Source organism: Actinomadura sp. NTSP31 (genome assembly GCF_041951385.1).
In the GTDB taxonomy this organism is placed as follows: Bacteria; Actinomycetota; Actinomycetes; order Streptosporangiales; family Streptosporangiaceae; genus Spirillospora; species Spirillospora napierensis.
The window spans coordinates 630,899-647,235 of sequence record NZ_JBGNUT010000001.1 but is presented as its reverse complement, the minus strand read 5'-3'; the positions used below and the strand labels follow the sequence as shown (position 1 = coordinate 647,235).

The 16,337-nt window shown below is 67.2% G+C and carries 15 protein-coding genes and 1 pseudogene; 5 read left to right on the top strand and 11 right to left on the bottom strand.

Annotated elements, in window-relative coordinates; all coding sequences use genetic code 11:
• Positions 1-1,008: 1,008 nt before the first annotated feature.
• From ACA514_RS02690 to ACA514_RS02670, 5 genes are all read right to left on the bottom strand, one after another.
• Positions 1,009-1,467, bottom strand: a complete 459-nt coding sequence (locus ACA514_RS02690) for a hypothetical protein (RefSeq protein ID WP_375039343.1) — start codon at positions 1,465-1,467, stop codon at positions 1,009-1,011.
• Between the two features lie 281 nt (positions 1,468-1,748).
• Positions 1,749-2,048, bottom strand: a complete 300-nt coding sequence (locus ACA514_RS02685) for a hypothetical protein (RefSeq protein ID WP_375039342.1) — start codon at positions 2,046-2,048, stop codon at positions 1,749-1,751.
• A 23-nt stretch (positions 2,049-2,071) separates the two neighbouring features.
• Positions 2,072-3,211: a S8 family serine peptidase gene (locus ACA514_RS02680; RefSeq protein WP_375039341.1), complete on the bottom strand. Its 1,140-nt coding sequence runs from the start codon at positions 3,209-3,211 to the stop codon at positions 2,072-2,074.
• Positions 3,212-3,276: 65 nt separating this feature from the next.
• Positions 3,277-4,608: a WXG100 family type VII secretion target gene (locus ACA514_RS02675; RefSeq protein WP_375039340.1), complete on the bottom strand. Its 1,332-nt coding sequence runs from the start codon at positions 4,606-4,608 to the stop codon at positions 3,277-3,279.
• Positions 4,608-5,099 (bottom strand): hypothetical protein, encoded by a 492-nt coding sequence (locus tag ACA514_RS02670; RefSeq protein ID WP_375039339.1) that lies wholly within the window; start codon positions 5,097-5,099, stop codon positions 4,608-4,610. The genes ACA514_RS02675 and ACA514_RS02670 overlap by 1 nt, the downstream gene beginning before the upstream one ends.
• 280 nt (positions 5,100-5,379) lie before the next feature.
• Here ACA514_RS02670 and ACA514_RS02665 point away from each other — a divergent pair, with 280 nt between their 5' ends.
• The 3 genes from ACA514_RS02665 to ACA514_RS02655 all read left to right on the top strand — a co-directional run bounded on the left by ACA514_RS02665 (position 5,380) and on the right by ACA514_RS02655 (position 8,112).
• The gene (locus ACA514_RS02665) at positions 5,380-6,798 is read left to right on the top strand and encodes a carotenoid oxygenase family protein (RefSeq protein WP_375039338.1); all 1,419 of its coding nucleotides are present in this window, start codon (positions 5,380-5,382) and stop codon (positions 6,796-6,798) included.
• 89 nt (positions 6,799-6,887) lie between these two features.
• Positions 6,888-7,166 (top strand): hypothetical protein, encoded by a 279-nt coding sequence (locus tag ACA514_RS02660; protein WP_375039337.1) that lies wholly within the window; start codon positions 6,888-6,890, stop codon positions 7,164-7,166.
• A 46-nt stretch (positions 7,167-7,212) separates the two neighbouring features.
• Positions 7,213-8,112 carry an excalibur calcium-binding domain-containing protein gene (locus ACA514_RS02655; RefSeq protein WP_375039336.1) on the top strand — a complete coding sequence of 300 codons (900 nt, stop codon included), beginning with the start codon at positions 7,213-7,215 and terminating at the stop codon, positions 8,110-8,112.
• Between the two features lie 409 nt (positions 8,113-8,521).
• Here ACA514_RS02655 and ACA514_RS02650 read toward each other — a convergent pair whose 3' ends face one another.
• The 3 genes and pseudogenes from ACA514_RS02650 to ACA514_RS02640 all read right to left on the bottom strand — a co-directional run bounded on the left by ACA514_RS02650 (position 8,522) and on the right by ACA514_RS02640 (position 9,522).
• Positions 8,522-8,848 carry a hypothetical protein gene (locus tag ACA514_RS02650; RefSeq protein WP_375039335.1) on the bottom strand — a complete coding sequence of 109 codons (327 nt, stop codon included), beginning with the start codon at positions 8,846-8,848 and terminating at the stop codon, positions 8,522-8,524.
• A pseudogene (locus tag ACA514_RS02645) lies at positions 8,817-9,095 on the bottom strand (ISL3 family transposase); the annotation flags it as partial. The pseudogene ACA514_RS02645 and the gene ACA514_RS02650, both read right to left, overlap by 32 nt.
• 58 nt (positions 9,096-9,153) lie before the next feature.
• Positions 9,154-9,522 carry a VOC family protein gene (locus tag ACA514_RS02640; RefSeq protein ID WP_375039334.1) on the bottom strand — a complete coding sequence of 123 codons (369 nt, stop codon included), beginning with the start codon at positions 9,520-9,522 and terminating at the stop codon, positions 9,154-9,156.
• A 62-nt stretch (positions 9,523-9,584) separates the two neighbouring features.
• Here ACA514_RS02640 and ACA514_RS02635 point away from each other — a divergent pair, with 62 nt between their 5' ends.
• Positions 9,585-10,043, top strand: a complete 459-nt coding sequence (locus ACA514_RS02635; protein WP_375039333.1) for a MarR family winged helix-turn-helix transcriptional regulator — start codon at positions 9,585-9,587, stop codon at positions 10,041-10,043.
• A 456-nt stretch (positions 10,044-10,499) separates the two neighbouring features.
• On the opposite strand, the gene ACA514_RS02630 is transcribed toward ACA514_RS02635, so the two are convergent.
• Positions 10,500-10,973: an NUDIX hydrolase gene (locus ACA514_RS02630; protein WP_375039332.1), complete on the bottom strand. Its 474-nt coding sequence runs from the start codon at positions 10,971-10,973 to the stop codon at positions 10,500-10,502.
• Between the two features lie 178 nt (positions 10,974-11,151).
• Positions 11,152-13,674, bottom strand: a complete 2,523-nt coding sequence (locus ACA514_RS02625; protein WP_375039331.1) for a DUF262 domain-containing protein — start codon at positions 13,672-13,674, stop codon at positions 11,152-11,154.
• 167 nt (positions 13,675-13,841) lie between these two features.
• Here ACA514_RS02625 and ACA514_RS02620 point away from each other — a divergent pair, with 167 nt between their 5' ends.
• Entirely contained in the window at positions 13,842-13,997 is a 156-nt protein-coding gene (locus ACA514_RS02620) for a hypothetical protein (RefSeq protein WP_375039330.1), read from the top strand.
• Positions 13,998-14,369: 372 nt separating this feature from the next.
• On the opposite strand, the gene ACA514_RS02615 is transcribed toward ACA514_RS02620, so the two are convergent.
• Positions 14,370-16,109: a serine/threonine protein kinase gene (locus tag ACA514_RS02615; RefSeq protein WP_375039329.1), complete on the bottom strand. Its 1,740-nt coding sequence runs from the start codon at positions 16,107-16,109 to the stop codon at positions 14,370-14,372.
• Positions 16,110-16,337 lie beyond the last annotated feature (228 nt).

Genomic DNA, 16,337 nt, shown 5'->3' with positions numbered 1-16,337 from the left:
CTGTCCGCCGAACTCGGCATAAACCCCGCACCGGAGTACGGGTGGCGGCGACGCGGAGGTCCCTTTCGATCTCGCGCCGCCGGCCGGATGGCGCCACGAACCCGACCCGTCCGGCACCGGTATCGGCGTACTCGCGCCGAACGACGCCTTCGCCGATGAGTACCCCTCCTTCACCGGTGACATGGACGGCATCCTGGCCGACGCCTCCCGGATGCTCGATGAGGGCTGTCCGGCGAGCGCCCTTGTGGGGCTCACCGCCGCCTGCCACGAGGATGAACAGCGCCTCCCGGCGCTCCACCCCTTGTAGGCACGCGCTTACGACGATCTCGGTCGCACGCTGCTCCGCGAACGTCTCGATGTCATGCTGGAAGACCACCAGACGGCGCTCCAGCGTCATGAGCCGGAGCGCCTGGCGATGGATGCCGCCGGGCGCCGGCCGCAGCGGTCGACGGACCGGTAGATGCCCACTCGTGACGACCACGAAGAGGCCGCGCACGGACCACGTTCCGTACATGGAGTATCCGCGTTCAACGCCTTGGGCGTCCGTGTTGATCAGAGCAGCCGGAGGATTTCCCTTTCCCTTCCGCAAGCCCGCCATTTTCTCAATGACGGTCAGATGCGCCTCCATCTGCGCGCGGACCGTCTCCGGATCCGCAACCGTGGGCTTGTGCTCGATACCATTGGTCCCGTGGCACCCCCTCGAAAACATCAGGGCGATTTCCGTTATCGATAGAAACCTGCTCAGGTCTCTTGTCGAGAGATCTGCATGTTGCCGGGTCGCTTACGTACCGCTAATGGTTCGTTCTTCATCCTGGGCTGGTCGAGTTGTCGTCGAAATGGCTGCCGCGGACCTCGGGGGATAGAAAGTCGACCGCTCCCGGTCCGTAGTACGCCCAACCCCCGGTCATGCCGATCCGTCTGGAGTCTTCAGGAGGAACTTGGCCGCCCGGGGCACGGCTGACATGGACATGCTCGGAGGCGATTCCGCGCCCTGAGGTGCCCGGAGTCTCAGTAGAAGGTGTTCAAGTCGACGTCCTCTGGAGCGATATAGATAATAGAGTCCACTGTTCCGAGTAGTTGTGCGCTCTTATCGCCGTCAGCATGCCACCATTCGATGGTGATCGTAGCGTGATCCGAGGTGTGTTCGGCCCACACCTCTGGCGAGCCTTTCCTGATGCTTGACTCGCCTCTCTTGACGATCTTCCAGCCGTTGGCCGGGAGTGCGGCGACAATCCGATCGAACCCTTGGCCGGTCTCCACGTCCGGCAGGCCGTAGATGGACCAGGTGTCGTGCATGCGGAAGCCGCGCTTGACGCCCTGCGCGTCCAGATCGATGAGCGCGCCGTGTGGGCCGACCTTTCCCTTGGGAAGACCGGCCGCCCGGCGAAGGCTCGTAGAATAGGCATCGATCTTCATGCCGACGTCCCTGGGATGGGCGACTTTCGGTGTGTATCCGAGGTCGTTCACGCCTGAACATCCACTTGCCGTCATCACACCGATCAGTGCGGTTACAAGAAGGGCCTTTACGCGAACCCGGCCTGTACATCGGGAGTCCGTCGTGTATGCCGAAGTCGTTCGGCGCCAGTTCGCTGTTGAGGCCCCCGAAGGGCACGGGGTCCGCCGGAGCTCTCTGCGTGTAAACGTGTTGGGCGCCGATTCCGAGGTCCGCGACCAGGTGAACCGCCTGGTCCCTCGGAAAACCCGCGCCGATGTCCAGCGACGCCTCAACGTCATGCCCCTGCCCGAGGTCACCGAAATGGGCGGCCACGCCATCCCGAATACCAGCCATGCTGGTCGTTGCCCGCGTTCGTGTGGAAGGTCGCGGCGATCGACCACCACTCGCCGTGCAGTGCGCCCAGCCGGTGATTCCACGAGTTGAAGACCTTGGTCAGCCCGCTGGCGAAGGCGAAGCCGTCCGCTCCGCCTTGGACGCCCTGGTGTGCGTCCTCCAGCCGCTTCAGCGCCTTCTGGACATAGTCCCCGAGGTCGTCGGCCGACTTCCCCGTCTCCCGCAGGTGCGCAGGGCTGAACCGCCGAGTCTCGGCCACTGGCTTTCTTCCTTGTCAGCGTCCTACAAGTGGGAAGCACGGCCGAGCCCGCGCCTGCGGCTCAGCACGAGAAGACCGGTGATCAAACCGCCGACGACGAGCACCGCCGCACCCACTCCGGCGACGACCGTGGACGTCGCGACCCCGCTCGAATGGGCGGCCTGTTTCGGTTTCGTCGTTTCCGCTGGCTCCGATGGCCCCCGATACGTCGACGCCTTCCACTTATCGAAGGCGTCGTAGACGGGGTTGGGTGCGTTCGCCGGCACGGGGTATTTGGCGGCATCCATCGCACCGCGGACGAGGACGACCCCGAACCCCGTCTGGGAATTCCACGTCTTGTCGCCCAGCCGCATCGCTGTGGCGATCAGTCGCTGCACCACTGTCCGCCCCGGCATGCTGGGATTTCGCGAGCGTACGAGCGCCACCGTGGCCGACGTCAAAGCGGCCGCGTTGCTGGTTCCTCGACTGTTCGGATAGTAGGTTCCATGATTATCGACGGCCCCCATCTGGACCCCGGGCGCCGCTAATGTCACATAGTTCTGTCTCTGCGTATCGGCCCACGGTTCGGTGGCTTTTGTCACAGCACCTACCGCCACCACTCCCGGGCATCTGCCTGGAAGTTCGGGTATATTTTCGCCTCGCCCGTCATTGCCTGCTGAGGCGACCATGACAACGTCATGTTGGATTGCATATCCGATGGCGTCCATGAGTCCCGTCGGGCAGCGGAAGGACTGTTGGCCGACCGACATGTTGATGACCTTGGCGCCGTGATCGGTTGCCCAGTGGATCCCCTTGGCAATGCGCGCATCCCAGTCGCCGTTGCCGGACGGAGGAAGGCGCACTGGGAGAATCTTGGCGTCCGGCGCCAGGCCGACGAAACCGGTTGTGCCGCCACCTCGCCCAGCGATAAGTGCTGCCATTCCGGTTCCGTGCCCCTGGCGGTCGAAGTCCACTTGCCCCCTGCTTCGCCCTCCCGCAAGATCGAGTCCGGGAAGCACCGCTCCCGATAGTTCAGGTAGTTTGGCATTGACGCCGCCATCGATTACGGCGACGGTGATCCCCGAACCCGTGCTGAGCGGCCATACCTTGTCCTTAACCGACCATGTCTTCAACCACCATTCGTCACCTCGCGGGGAGGGTGTCGCGAGAGCGGGGAATGTCATGGCTGCGCAGACAAGCGCGGCAGCCGCTGTCCCCGCACAGAGACGATGACCCCATCTGCGACCGGTCAATCCGTCCACTCCATCCGGCGCGGAGTGGGAGGTGGTGAGGCTATGCCTTCGCGCCTTTCCACCTCAGCGAGGCGAGCAAGGGCTCGACGCAGCAGGGCGGCATCGTCCGTCGGCAGCTCCTCAGTGGGCTTGCTCATCTCTGTAGGGTTCGGGGAAGCATTGCCGATGACACCCGGCACGGCTTCGACGTCTCCATCCCAGATGTCGGGATCATCCGGCAGCCAGGCGCCGCGCTCACGTTCCTTGTCATTCCGGCCGCCATGTCCTGGGGTGCCGGGAAATCCCGTGCCGGGCGTACCAGGACGTCCGGCAGCTGACCCTCCGGCGCCGCCCGCCGTGCTGAGCCCCAAGGCACCGCCGATGGCGCCGGGACCGGGGACGTAAGCATTTCCTGTGCCCAGAGGGACACCGCTGCCCGCAGGAAGACCGCCGGCGGCGCCCCCGGCAGGGACGCCGATCCCCGTCGAGCCGCCCGGTCCCGTCCCGCCGCCGACACCGTAGCCGCCGGCAGGCCCCTCGGGGGCGAATCCGCCGCCAAGGTCGCCGGAAGGGGAGAAGCCGGAGAGTTGAGTACTTTCCGGAGCCTCTGGCGCGGGAAGCGAACCAACTTCCTTGTTACCGCTCATAGGACGGCCGCTGGCCGAATTGGTACCGTCGTCAGAGAAGTGCGTCGAAGCACCTGGAGATCCGTGACCGCCGGAGGCGGCCGCCATGTGGGCGCCCCCTATGGCCCCCGGGCCGGAGCCGACCGAGCCCGCACCACTCGAGCCGCCGGCACCGGCGACGCCATCGCTCGTTGCGGGAACGCCTGAGCTGGAACCGCCGGCGGGTGATCCGAGTTCGCGTCGCCCCGACTGGATGGCCGGAAGGCTCGTGGAAATGTCGGCGGGGATGGCGCTCCAGGTTTCTCCGGCGCGTTCGTTGGCGCCCTGCATCCACTGGCGCGCTTCTTCGAGCGTTTTCGGAGCGGGCATGTTCGCCTTGTACCAGGCGAGATAGCTCGTGCCATGGGTCTTGACCGCGAGACCGACCTGCTGAGAACGCGAAGAGATCTGGAACGCGGCGGTGAAGAGGTCGCGCAGCTGGCCTTGGGCGGCGTTGGACGCCGGGCCCTTCCAAGCGCTCGCGAGGTCGTGAGCGAAGGTGCGCAGCTCGGTCATCGCCTTGTCGTAAGCATCCGCCAAGTCCAGGTAGCCCTGGCCCGAGGAGGTCACGGCATCCGGAGCGACCCCGCGGAGGTACTGGGTGATGACTTCCTTGGTCGCGTACGAGTTCGGGTTCCCTGCAGGAGCGTTCTCGCGGAGCGGTGAGTCCTTGATGTCGGTCATCAGTTGCCTGCCTCGGGCCAAGTGGGGCCGGTGCCGGACTCGGGCCATGACGGGCCGGCGCTCGGTGCCTTCGGAGCCGGGCCGCTGCCGGTCCTGGGGGCCGGGCTGCCGTCGAGCAGCCGTTCGAGCTTGCGGATCTTCGCCTTGATCTCGGCCTCGTGCTCGTCGTAGACGTGGGCGGTGGCGTAGAGCTTATGGACCACGGCCTGCATCGCATGGACGAACCGCATGTGGTGGTCGGTGATGGCGGCGTGGGCGGTCGTCGCCGTGCCGGCGAGTTGGGAGGCGGCGTCCCACTGGCCGTAGGCGGTGGGCGGGGCGGAGCCGGCGGCCTGCAGGTGCGCGGTGGCGGTCGAGATCATGTCCTCGAGCTGCTTCTCCAGCCTCCGCGCCAGGGTCTTCAGGTCGCCGACGACCAGGTCGGGACCCTTGCTGTCGAGTCCGGGCCAGGCGCGCGCGTTCGGCGGAAGTCCCGGAGGGGTCGGCGGCACAAGTACCTCCAAGGGGGAGCGAGGAAGCATGGGGCGCGGGGACTTGAACACGGATCTTTCCGGAGTGCGACGCGGGTGTCAAAGGCCTTGTCGAGAGATACGGGCATTTCGGACTCCCGTTATGGACCCGAGAGCCGCGTCGTCGGGTGGGTGGTGACAGTCATGCGCAGTGCTCGAAAGAAACTTGCCTGGTGAGCGGTAGTCGTTAGGCATTGAACTACGCATGGCCGATGTGGCACGCTCTTCTGATTGAGGACCTCGTCGGGTGAGGAGTCGGAACGTGACCGCAGCGGTCGAGGGAGTCGAGGCGTGGCATGGGCTTTACGAGGCGCTCGCCGAGGAGCATGACTACGAGATCGGTGAGATCGACGGGCGGCTTCCGGACGGGCTCGTCGGGACGCTCTATCGGAACGGTCCAGGGCGCTGGCAGGTGGGCGAGACCCTGCTCGACCACATCTTCGACGGCGACGGGATGCTGTCACTGTTCGCGTTTCCGGGTGACGGCCGTATCCATTACCGGAATCGGTACGTAAGGACGAGGCATTACCGTTACGGCCAGCGCAAAGGACGGGTCGGTCTGCGAGGGCTCGGCACTCAGCGGCCTGGCGGGGTGCTGGGCAACATGCTGCGTCCGCCGGCGAACGTCGCCAACACGGGGGTGATCCTGCACGGCGGCCAACTGCTGGCGCTGTGGGAGGGCGGTCGTCCTTACCGGCTGGACCCCGACAGCCTGGAGACCATTGGCGAGCATTCGTTCGACGGACGGCTGAAGGTGATGTCGGCGTTCTCGGCCCATCCGTCGCGGTGTCCGGAGACGGGTGAGCTGTTCAACTTCGGAATGGATTTCACGCGACTGCGGAGCCTGCGCTGCTATCGGGTCGACCCGGGCGGGAAGTTGCACCACATGCCGCGGATATCGCTGCCCTACAGTCCGTGGAACCACGACTTCGCGCTGACCCGGCGGTATCTCGTGTTCGTGATCAATCCGGTCGTTCCGAAGGCAACGTCGATCCTGTTCGGCACCGGGTCGATCGCGGATGCCCTGTCGTACGAGCCGCACCGGCCGACGTGCTTCGCCATCGTTCCAAGAGATGGCGGCAAAGCACGGATCATCGAGCATGAAGCCCTGCTCGGTTTCCATTTCGTCAACGCGTTCGAGGACGGCGACGACGTCGTGGTGGAGTTCGTGCGCTTCGCCGACTGGGACCAGGTCGCCACTCGATTCCGCGACTTCCGCACCAGCGATTTTCCGTGGGGTGATGCGCTGATGCGGTACCGCGTCACCTCGTCCGGACGGATCGAGGAGCAGGAGGTCTACAAGGGGCCGATGGAACTTCCGCACACCGACGTCCGGCAGGCCGGAAGCCCGCACCGCCACACCTATTTCGCCGGCCGGACGGAGGCCAGTACGGGCATTCACGCGTACGACCATGCGACCGGCCGCCGGGCGACCCACGAACTGCCGCTCGGGCACGGTTTCGGTGAGCCGGTCTTCGTGCCGCGGACACCGGACGCGGACGAGGGGGACGGCTGGCTGCTGACGCTCGCCTACGACCCGGACGAGCACCGCTCACGGCTGCTGATCCTGGACGCCCGGGACGTCGAGGCCGAGCCGATCGCGGTCGCCCACCTGCGCCACCACATCCCGATGGGCTTCCACGGCTCCTTCACCAGCCGCGTAGCGAACCCTCTCCGCTGAACTCAGCTCCGGCCCTACTGGGCAGGCGAACAGGCGGGGGAGAGCGCGCCGGACGCGAACAGGCGGGCCCCGGAACGATGAGCGGCCAAGTGCGCTTCGCGCCCGAGGATTTATGTCCACCAAAAGGGCCCCTGGCTGACCAGGAAGGCGGCGTGCCCGACGGCATGTACATCGGCGGCCAGGTGGCCATAGGTCACAACGTGTCGCAGCCCCAGCGCACGGCCGCGCTCCCGAACCGCGATCTCTTCAGTACCGTCGCGATGCTGATCGGCGAGGACGAGGCTGCGCTGCACGCTACGCGCTCACCCGCTCCGCTCGAAGCCGTCCTTGGCTCATGGACGCCGTCCGACGCTTTGAGGGAACGTTGAGGTTCCATGCCCTTAAAGGGGTCTTTGGGGTGGAACAGCCCGTTCTATGGGGCTACATCCGGTCCCGCCGCGCCGGCGGCTGGCCGCGGCCTTCGCCGGACTGGCCGCCGTCGCGCTCGCCGGGGCCTGCGGACAGCAGTCCCAGACGCAGAACGAGCCCACCCGGACGGTCTCCCCGCCCGCGACCACCACCGTCCCCGGCAGCCCGGCCCCGCACCGGCCGTCCGCCGGCAGCCCCACCCCCGGCCAGCCCGGCCTCGACCCGCGCTTCCGCACCTGCCAGGAGGCCAACGCCCACGGCTTCCACGACTACGTCAAGGGCCGGGACCCCGAGTACTACTGGTACACCGACCGCGACCACGACGGCGTCGACTGCGAACCCGCCCACGGAGTGGTGCCCACCGTCCCACCCGCGAGCCCCGGCCTCGACCCGCACTTCTCCACCTGCCAGGAGGCCAACGCCCACGGCTTCGGCCCGTACTACCGCGGCATCGACCCCGAATACAACTGGTACATCGACCGCGACCACGACGGCATCGACTGCGAACCGGGCTTCATCGAGCGACCCCCGACGCCGACCGAGCACCCGACCACCCCGACCGAGCAACCCACGACCCCCACCGAGCGACCCACGACTCCCACCGAGCAGCCCTCAACGCCGACCGAAGAACCGCCGACGCCCACCGAGGAGCCCTCATCACCTGAAACCAGCGAGCCGACTCCGTCCGAAGAGCCCTCTGCGCCGGGCTCCGGCGACGAGCAAGGCCCGCCGAGCTCGTCCGACCAGGCCCCCGGCGGCGAACCCTTCGCCGGTCCGACCGCCCCCCCACCTGACCAACAAGACGACCTGAAGCGCCCCAAACCCGTCTCCGCTACAGGCCCGCCTGGGACTCTCGATGCCACGAGAGCAGTACGGCCGCCTTCTCGCCGAAGGCGCGCTCCTTGAGAGGACCGAGATCGCGGGGTACCGGAAGAGCGGCAGTCCCGCCATTGCGGAGCATCGCGACAACGCGTCGTCCCGTGACGTTGTGCTCGGTCTTGAGCTCCGACACCTGCGACCAGAGGATCCGCCGACTTCCCATTCGTCGCAGGATCACACCATCGTCCTTGCGTTCGACGGACTCGCGATGACATCGCCATGCATTGCATGCGAACGGAAGGACGAGGACAAGGAAGATGAGATCGGCCACGCTGACCGCTAGAGCGGTACTGATCGCCACCATGGCGGCGATCAGTACCGCTCCGGTCGTCCAGAATGAGACAAGTGCGGGCCGGTATGAATTCTGCAGCTTGTGCTCACACCCCATCGTTCCGCCCGCCTTTCACGGCCAGTGTGCTCAATTGCCGGTCACCGGCTACTTGTGCTGCCGGTCGTCCCAGTCGCCGACGATGTTGGTGCGGGACGGTTCGGACACCACGCCGCCGCCTCGGTCGATCTTCTGCTGCTCGCGGAAGGTCTCCATGGCGCGTCCATGTGCGTCCAGATCGTTGCTCACGTTGAACAGGTAGCTGGCCAGGGTACCGAGCAGGGACATGCCGGCGACGACGGCCGCGCAGACGTCGAGCGGGTTGCCGGACGCGGCCCCGGTGATCTGGATGATCACCAGATGGTCGCGACACGTGTTGATCGTCCCGATGACCTCGTCGAGCTCGTTGCATCCTCGCTCGTGGGTCGGCGGCACGGGTGGTCCTGGCGCCACACGTGCCCGCAGCCGCTGCACCGGTACCGGTGGATCGTGACCAGCGGCGTCGTGGGACGCCACCCGAATGGCTCGTGAGCCAAGCGCCTGGTCGCGGTGTCCCGCGGCGATCCCTCCCGTCCGCAGCGCCGGCACCACTGGTCAGGCTCAACGACACGCAGGCGAAGACGGCACAGTCGGGGCCGAGTCGTTGGCCAGTGACCTCGGGTTCGAGTTCGTCGAGCCGGCAGGGGAGACCTCGACCTCTATCCGGCCCTCGGCGTGCCGAACCATGACCGCTCGGCCTGTCAGGCGCGGTCGTGGAGAGTGATCTGGTAGCCGTCAGGGTCGGCGAAGGTGAACGTCCGGCCGAAGGGGCCGTCGATCGGTGCGGAGACGATGGTGTGACCGTCGGCGACCAGAGCATCGTGAATGGCCTGGACGTCTGTGGCGTGGAGCCAGATCGCGGCACCGATGCCGGGCTGGGGGGCGGATGCGAGATCGGTGCCGGGAACGATGTCGCGGAGTGCGAACGCGATCGGTTTCGTCTCGAAGACGGCGGCGTGCGGAGGTCCGGTCTGCGAGCGGACGAGGCCGAGGTACCGCTCGTAGAACGCCTGCGAGGCGTCGAGGTCGCGCGCTTGGAGAGAGATGAAGTCGGGGCCGGTGGCGGGCATGATGACGCTCCTTCTCTTCGTGTCAGTTTTCTGACACAGGCAACGTATGTCAGAATACTGACATGAGTCAAGACGGTGCCGGCGTCGACCTGGAGACGTCACTGGGCTACCTGCTGAAAGAGGCGTCGAGCGCCCTGCGCGCGGCCATGGAGGAGGTGCTGCGGCCGCTCGGGATGAGCGTGACGCACTACTCCTGCCTCGAGCTGCTGGCTCAACGGCCGGGCTTGTCGAACTCCGAGCTCGCGCGGGGCGCGTTCGTGACCCGGCAGACGATGAACGTGCTGCTCCAGGCCCTGGAACGGGACGGCCTCGTGACCAGGCCCGCGGAGGCGCCCGTCGGAAAGGCTCTTCCCACGCGGCTCACGCCTCGCGGCCGCCAGAGCCTCGAGAAGGCGAGCGCAGCGGTCAGGTCCGTCGAGGTGAGAATGCTGGCCGGCATGACCGAGACTGAGCAGGCAGAGGCGCTCCGGATCCTGCGGAGCATGATCCATTCCTTGCGCGATGGCAACAACGGGGCATAGCTCGTCCCCCTAAGCGCCCGCCAGGAGTGCAGTCGAGCGTGAAAATCCGCGCGGGCGACCTCGAAAACCGACGGACTCCGAGTACACGTTCTTCTGCGATGAGCCGTACTGGCCCGTTGGGGCCGTAGTCGGAGCGAGAGCCGGAATTGCCCGACTCGAAAATCTTTCGCGACCTGGCGTTTGTGGACGCCCTCGGTAAGGGCCGCGTGCTCCTTGGACGCCGCGCGCGTGTCCTCGAGGAGCGCGACGCGCGGTCCCACTCGCCATCCCTCATGGGTGACCTGGCGCGGCTCATCCGGCTCGCGTCGTCAAGATCCGCACGATCCTGACGCTGGTCCCGCACATCGGCCTGATCCCGCGGCGCTCCCGCCCGCGGCCGCAGGTCGCGTGCACGTGCGGCGCCGACCATCTGCGTCCCAGAGTCTGGACCTGAACCGGTACGCGGGAGACCGGCGGTCACGACCGGAACAGGGAGAGGACGACGGGCCGCAGACGGGTGGACATCTCGGCCGGGACCGCCTCGGGGCCGCACCAGCGCGCCTCGAGGATCTCCGCCGGATCGAGTTCAAGGCGCCCGCCGATGACGCGGGCTTCGTAGTACGCCTCCACCCGGTACCGGAAACCACTGGCGAGCCGGACCGGAGGACCGCCGACCTCGACCTCCAGCGAGGTCTCCTCCCGTATCTCGCGGGCCACGCCGTCCTCCAGCCGCTCGCCCGCGTTGACGTACCCGCCGGGCAGCCCCCAGGCGCGGTACGCCGGCCAGAGCCGGTGCCGCAGCAGCAGAATCCGCCCTTGGTCGTCCCGGACGACCCCGGCCGCGTAGACCAGGAACGTGTGGTGCCGGAAGCGGGCGAGCCGCCACTGCACCCGCCCGCCCAACCTCCGCCAACCCCAAACGACCACCCGCCGCACCACGCCCCTGCTCACCTACGAATCGTCCCATGCCTCCAGACTGGCGGCCGCTGTAAGGCGTATCCGACGTCCCCGACGGATTCCTCGTGCGACGCCCCCTCGACACCGGCGACGATGTGAGCCCGCCGCTGGCCGTCGACTGGGAGACCGGCGCGCTCAGCGGTTCGGAGGTCGCGGCACTGCCGGGCCGGCGCTATTCGCTCCGGGTCATGTGGACGAACCAGTCCAGAGTGGCGACCACCACGTCCCAGACCGCCTGGTCCGCCAGACGTGTGATCGGGAAGTTGGGGTACAGCGTCAGTTTCGCCGCGGGAATGTCGATGCCCGGCGCCTCATTGAGTCGCCGGCGCAGCTGGTCCCGAACCTCCGGATCGTTGAACGGGGGCCGAGTCGTCAACGGCGAGAACGGGACCTCGACGCTGTCCGGGTAGATGTTGAGCAGCCAGTAGCCGCGGCCGTCGCGTCCCAGCGACGGCGTGCAGCGCGCGGTCGCGGCGGAGCCGAAACTGCAACCGAAACCGAGTGCGGACCAGTGGTTCAGCAGCTTCGCCACCGCCCCCGCCACCTCAGGGCCGTTGCGTTCGACGACCTGGCTGTGGAACCGGTGCTCGTGCTCGGACATTTTCCCTGGATCCACGTCCACGGTCTCGGGCGCCTGCATGTCCTCCGCGCCCGGAAGGCCGAGCAACTGGGCCAATTCCGCCGCGGAGATCCGCTGCGCCAGGTCGGCCCGGCCGGACTCGTCGAACGTGATCCCTTCCTTCTTCAGCACGTCGTGCACATCACGGTCGTCATCCGGGTCATGCCAGCGGAACCCTTTCGCTGGGCGCCCCTCGCTGGTGAGGACCCGGTGGGCGTTGAGCACCGGCACGTTGGCGATGTGGACGCCCACCGGCAGCGGCGCGGACCCGGTCAGCTCGGCGACCTCCGCGTACGTCGTCCAAGTGCCGGTCGGCAGGGCCGCCAAGGCGTTGTGGAGCAGTGTCCAGTCCCGGCCCGCCGACCTGTCCGGCTCGCGTTCGGCGGGGCCGGGCCAGAGCTCGATCGCGCGGTCCGCCAGGTCGTCGGCGCGGGCCAGGATCTCGTCCTTGCCCCAGCGCGGCCGCTCCACGACCGCCTGGGTCATCGCGATCCCCGTCTGGCCCAATCTGGTCCGCTTCCGCTCGTACGGCAGGTCTCCGAGCTCGGAGTTGTAGGCGGTCAGCGTGAGATTCCCGAGCGTGTGCACGAGCTCCTTGTGCAGCAGCTCGGGATCCTCCCCGTTCGCGCGAAGCTCGTCGCGCCAGGCGTCGGTGAGGTGCTGCGGGAGGACATGCTCGATCGTGATCCGCTTGTCGTCGATCCTGACAGGTTCGCCGCCCCGATACGTCTCCGCCAGACGCCCCAGCACCAGCTTCTTCTGCCCCGCCCGGCCCTGCCAGTAGAACTTGCTGCTGCGGATCGCGGTCCGCAGCTCTTCGTCGTCCAGCCAGTACGAGCGCGCGGGCGAAAGCGCGGCCTGCACGGCCTCGGGCACGGATTCGTCCCTCGGGATCTGGCCGGTGAGCCGTTGGAAGATCCGGTTCAGATTTCGCGTCGGGATGCCGCCCACCAGCCTGCGCACGAGGAAGCTCTCGATGTAAGTGAGGGAAGCGGCCACGTCGTCATCGGTGGCGTCGCCGTCCTCGCGGAGTTCCAGCAGCTTCATGATGGCCGGGTAGGTCGTCTGCGCCTGCCACTGGTTCAGGAAGCGGAACCTGTCCCGGATCCGCGGATCCTGCTCCGTCTCCGGTGCCAGAATGAGCTTGAGGTGTGCGGCCCTTCTCGCGAGATCGGCGACGTAGGCCTCGACCTTGGCCTCGTCGCCCGCCGTTTCGTCCAGCAGTTCCTGGTGCCCGCGGTAGACGTCGGAGTACTTCGCGTCCTCGCCGAGCCTGAGCACGAGGACGAGATACATGAGCAGTTCGAGAGCCTGCGTCCCGTGTTCGTCCCGGAGCTTTTCCTGGAGTGGCAGCCAGTACATGTCGTAGACGTACTGTCCGCGGTTCGGCAGGCACATGAAGACGTAGTTGCGAATCAGATCGACCGGACTGAGTCGCGTTCCGGTGTTGTTGAGGGACTCGAAGATCCGGAACGCGTTGTCGTCGGACTCCACGGTGATCTGGACGAGGCTCAGCCGGTCGAGGATCACGTTCTCGATCCGCGTGATGTCGTGCGGGTCCGCAGGGTCGTCGGCGTCGACCAGTTGCGCGCGGAAGAACCCGTAGGCATCAGCGATCGGGCCGGTAACCCGCTGGTCGATCTGCCCGTCGATGAGGGCCATGAGCGCGGCCCGGTCCGCCTGGGTGGGGAGCAGCCGGTAACGGAGATCGCCGTGCCGCCACTTGTTGATCAGGTGCAGTTCGTTGATCCGGTCCAGGCTGCTCGGATCCTCGGCCGCGAGATGGTCCCGGATCGCGCAGAGGGCCAGAAGAAGCGTCGTCAGTCGCTGCTGCCCGTCGACCACGATCCATTGCGAGTTCGTCGGGGCCAAGTCGGGACCGGGTGCCAGCACGATGGACCCCAGGAAATGACCGGAGTCCCGGCCCTTTGCGAGACCGTCCGCCTGATCGAGGACGTCCGACCAAAGCGTGCGCAACTGCTGCGGTCCCCAGGCGTACGTACGCTGGTAGAGCGGCACCACGAACTGCTGCTCTCCCTGGATCAGTTTGCGGAGTGTGCTTTCTCCCGCCTTCATGCTTCCCCCTGCCGAGTACGCCGCCGCGTCCGCGCTTTATCGATCAATGTTGACATTTTCCGGGTTGTCCTGTCGTCCCTTCTGCGGGAGCGTGACCGGGTCGTTGCCCTCTGCCTGTGGCGTCTTCGGGGCCCTGCCGGGTGATCGATCGGCGCTATGGTTGCCCGGTGGAGCGAGTGTTTTCGCTGATCCTCCGGGGACGGGACACGATCGCGTGGGTGCGGGGGGAGGAGCGCATGGCCTTTCCGGCGACGGCCCGGCCGGAGGTCGAGCGGCTCGCCGGGGGCGACGAGCTGCTGATCTATGCGATGCGCGGCACTTGAGGTGCTTCCCGACGTCCGGGATTGAAGCATCCGGCTCTGTCGGCCCCTGCTGCGCCTGCCAGGGCCGACGCCGAACTGCTGAAGAGCGCGCTCGATTCTGCTGCGGGTTCCCGGACGCGAAATGTCGGTGGTAGTCGCGGCCGGGAGACTGTCAGGACGTGACGCTCATGGGTCTTCGTCGAGTACCTCACCCAGCGGGATCTCCGGTGAAATGGCCCTGGCCAGGCATGCGCGGTGGGCAAAGAACTCTTGGGAGGGGAAGCCGTCCATAGTCTCGATGTTCAGTCGGCGAAGGTCCGGTGAAGACATAAGGATATCGTTTGCGCAGAAGGCGCAGACGTACCCGGTGTCTTGGTGGTCTGTTGTCATTGCTCAGTAGGCGCTTGTGATGGTTCCGCTCTTGCCCCAGTCGCTGTAGGCGGCGGTGAAGAGCGAGTGGTAGATCACGTTGGGCTGGACGGTCGTCCAGAGGTCGAGGTCGAGGCGTTTCGGCAGGTGGTCGCGGGTGATGACGAGTGTGAACGTTATCTTTGTGACCTTGTTGCCGAAAGATCTGTAGAAGGCGGCCACCGGACCGCCGACTGCCATGGCGGTGCCGGACGCGGTGCCTCGATAAGTGACCGTTCCGACGTCACTTCCACTTCTTAGAGAAGTGGAATTCTTAAGCAATTCCTGCAGGTTGTACGGTGAACTCACCCAGCGGACGTCGCCGGCCATCCACAGATGGGGGTCGTCGAGTTCGGTCGCCGTGGCCGTGATGTGCGCGCAGTGCTTCGGGTCATCCCGGTAGTAAGCGCAGTCGCCAAGGATGATCAGGCGTTGCGCGTAGTCGTCGGTGATGTGGGGGTTCCGGACCGTGAGATCATAATTGGTGCTGTCTCCTTGTCGGTAGTGAAGTCGTCCGTGCGCCTCAAAGGCGTCTTCCCCTTCTGGAAAAGCGCCCGTGGCCGTGAAGGCGGCGGTTTTGCGTTGAGCGACCGCGCGTTCGATGGCACTGGCGATCTGCGTCGGGCTGGTGGGGTCCGTGGTCGGGACGGCCGCACGCGCAGCGGGGAGAGGGGTACCGCGTCCGCTTTGCGCGGCCATGGGGTGAGTGCGGTGCGGGGACGTGCGATGGCGGATGGCGAGGGCGGTGGTGAGGACCAGGAGGGCGGTCGCGGCGGCGATTCCGGACAGGAGTACGCGGCGCTGGAAGAGCGGGCGGGCGGGGCGTTGCGCCGTTGCCCAGCGGGCGGTGCGGTCGGTAAGGGTCCGGTCGTCGGCCATGGCGAGGGCGCGGCCTTGGGCGAGGGCTTCAGGAGCGGCGACGGGGCCTTGGGAGTGTTCGAGGAGGCGGAGGAGGAGGTCCCGGCTCTCGGGGCGGCGGGACGGGTCCTTGTGCAGAGACTCGGCGACCAGAGCGCGGAGGGGACCGGTGAGGCCGCCGAGGTCCGGTTTCCCCTTGACGATGCGGTTCATCACGGCGGGGATGGTGTCCTGGCCGTAGGGCGGGCGGGCGTTGGCGGCGTAGGCGATCGTCGCGCCCCAGGCGAAGACGTCCGCGGGCGGGCCGACGGCCGCGCCGGCGAGTTGCTCGGGGGCCATGTAGGACGGGGTGCCGATGACCGTGCTCGCGGCGGTGACGGTGGCGTCGACAGAGCGCGCGACGCCGAAGTCGATCACGCGCGGGCCGTCCGGACCTACCAGGACGTTGCCGGGTTTGAAGTCGCGGTGCACGATGCCCGCCTGATGGATGGCCGCGAGCGCCGTCGCCGTCCCGATTCCGAGGCGGTAGAGCGCGGGACCGCTCTGCGGGCCTGTGTCTTCCACCAGTTCGCGCAATGAAGGGCCGTCGATGAATTCGGTGACGACGTAGGGCAGATCACCGTCCTCGCCGACGTGCAGGATCTCAGCGGTGCAGAAAGGCGCCACTTTGCGGGCCGCCGATATCTCCCTGAGGAACCCGTCGCGCGAGCCGCCGCGGTCGTGCAGGACTTTCAGCGCGACCTGCCGGCCCGACGGATCCTCGGCGAGGTAGACGACCCCCTGGCCGCCCTCGCCGAGCCGCCGGAGGAGGCGGTGCTCGCCGAGACGCTCCGGATCCCTCGAGGTCAGTGGCCTGCTGCCGGTCATGGACGACCAACGTCGGGACGGGCTTCTCGGGGCATGCGGCCCGGCCTTTCTTCAGCTGTGGAAAAAGAGGCGGCAGTGGCCGCCGCCGTTCAGTGAGACGGTTCAGCGGAGGCTCCCGTTTACGGGGTCGCAGGGGTGATCTGGAATGGCGCGCCGCGCAGGAAACAGGGGTCGCGCACGGCGTCGAGCAGGCGCGGCCACGCGCCGGCCGCCACCGTTCCGTGGCGA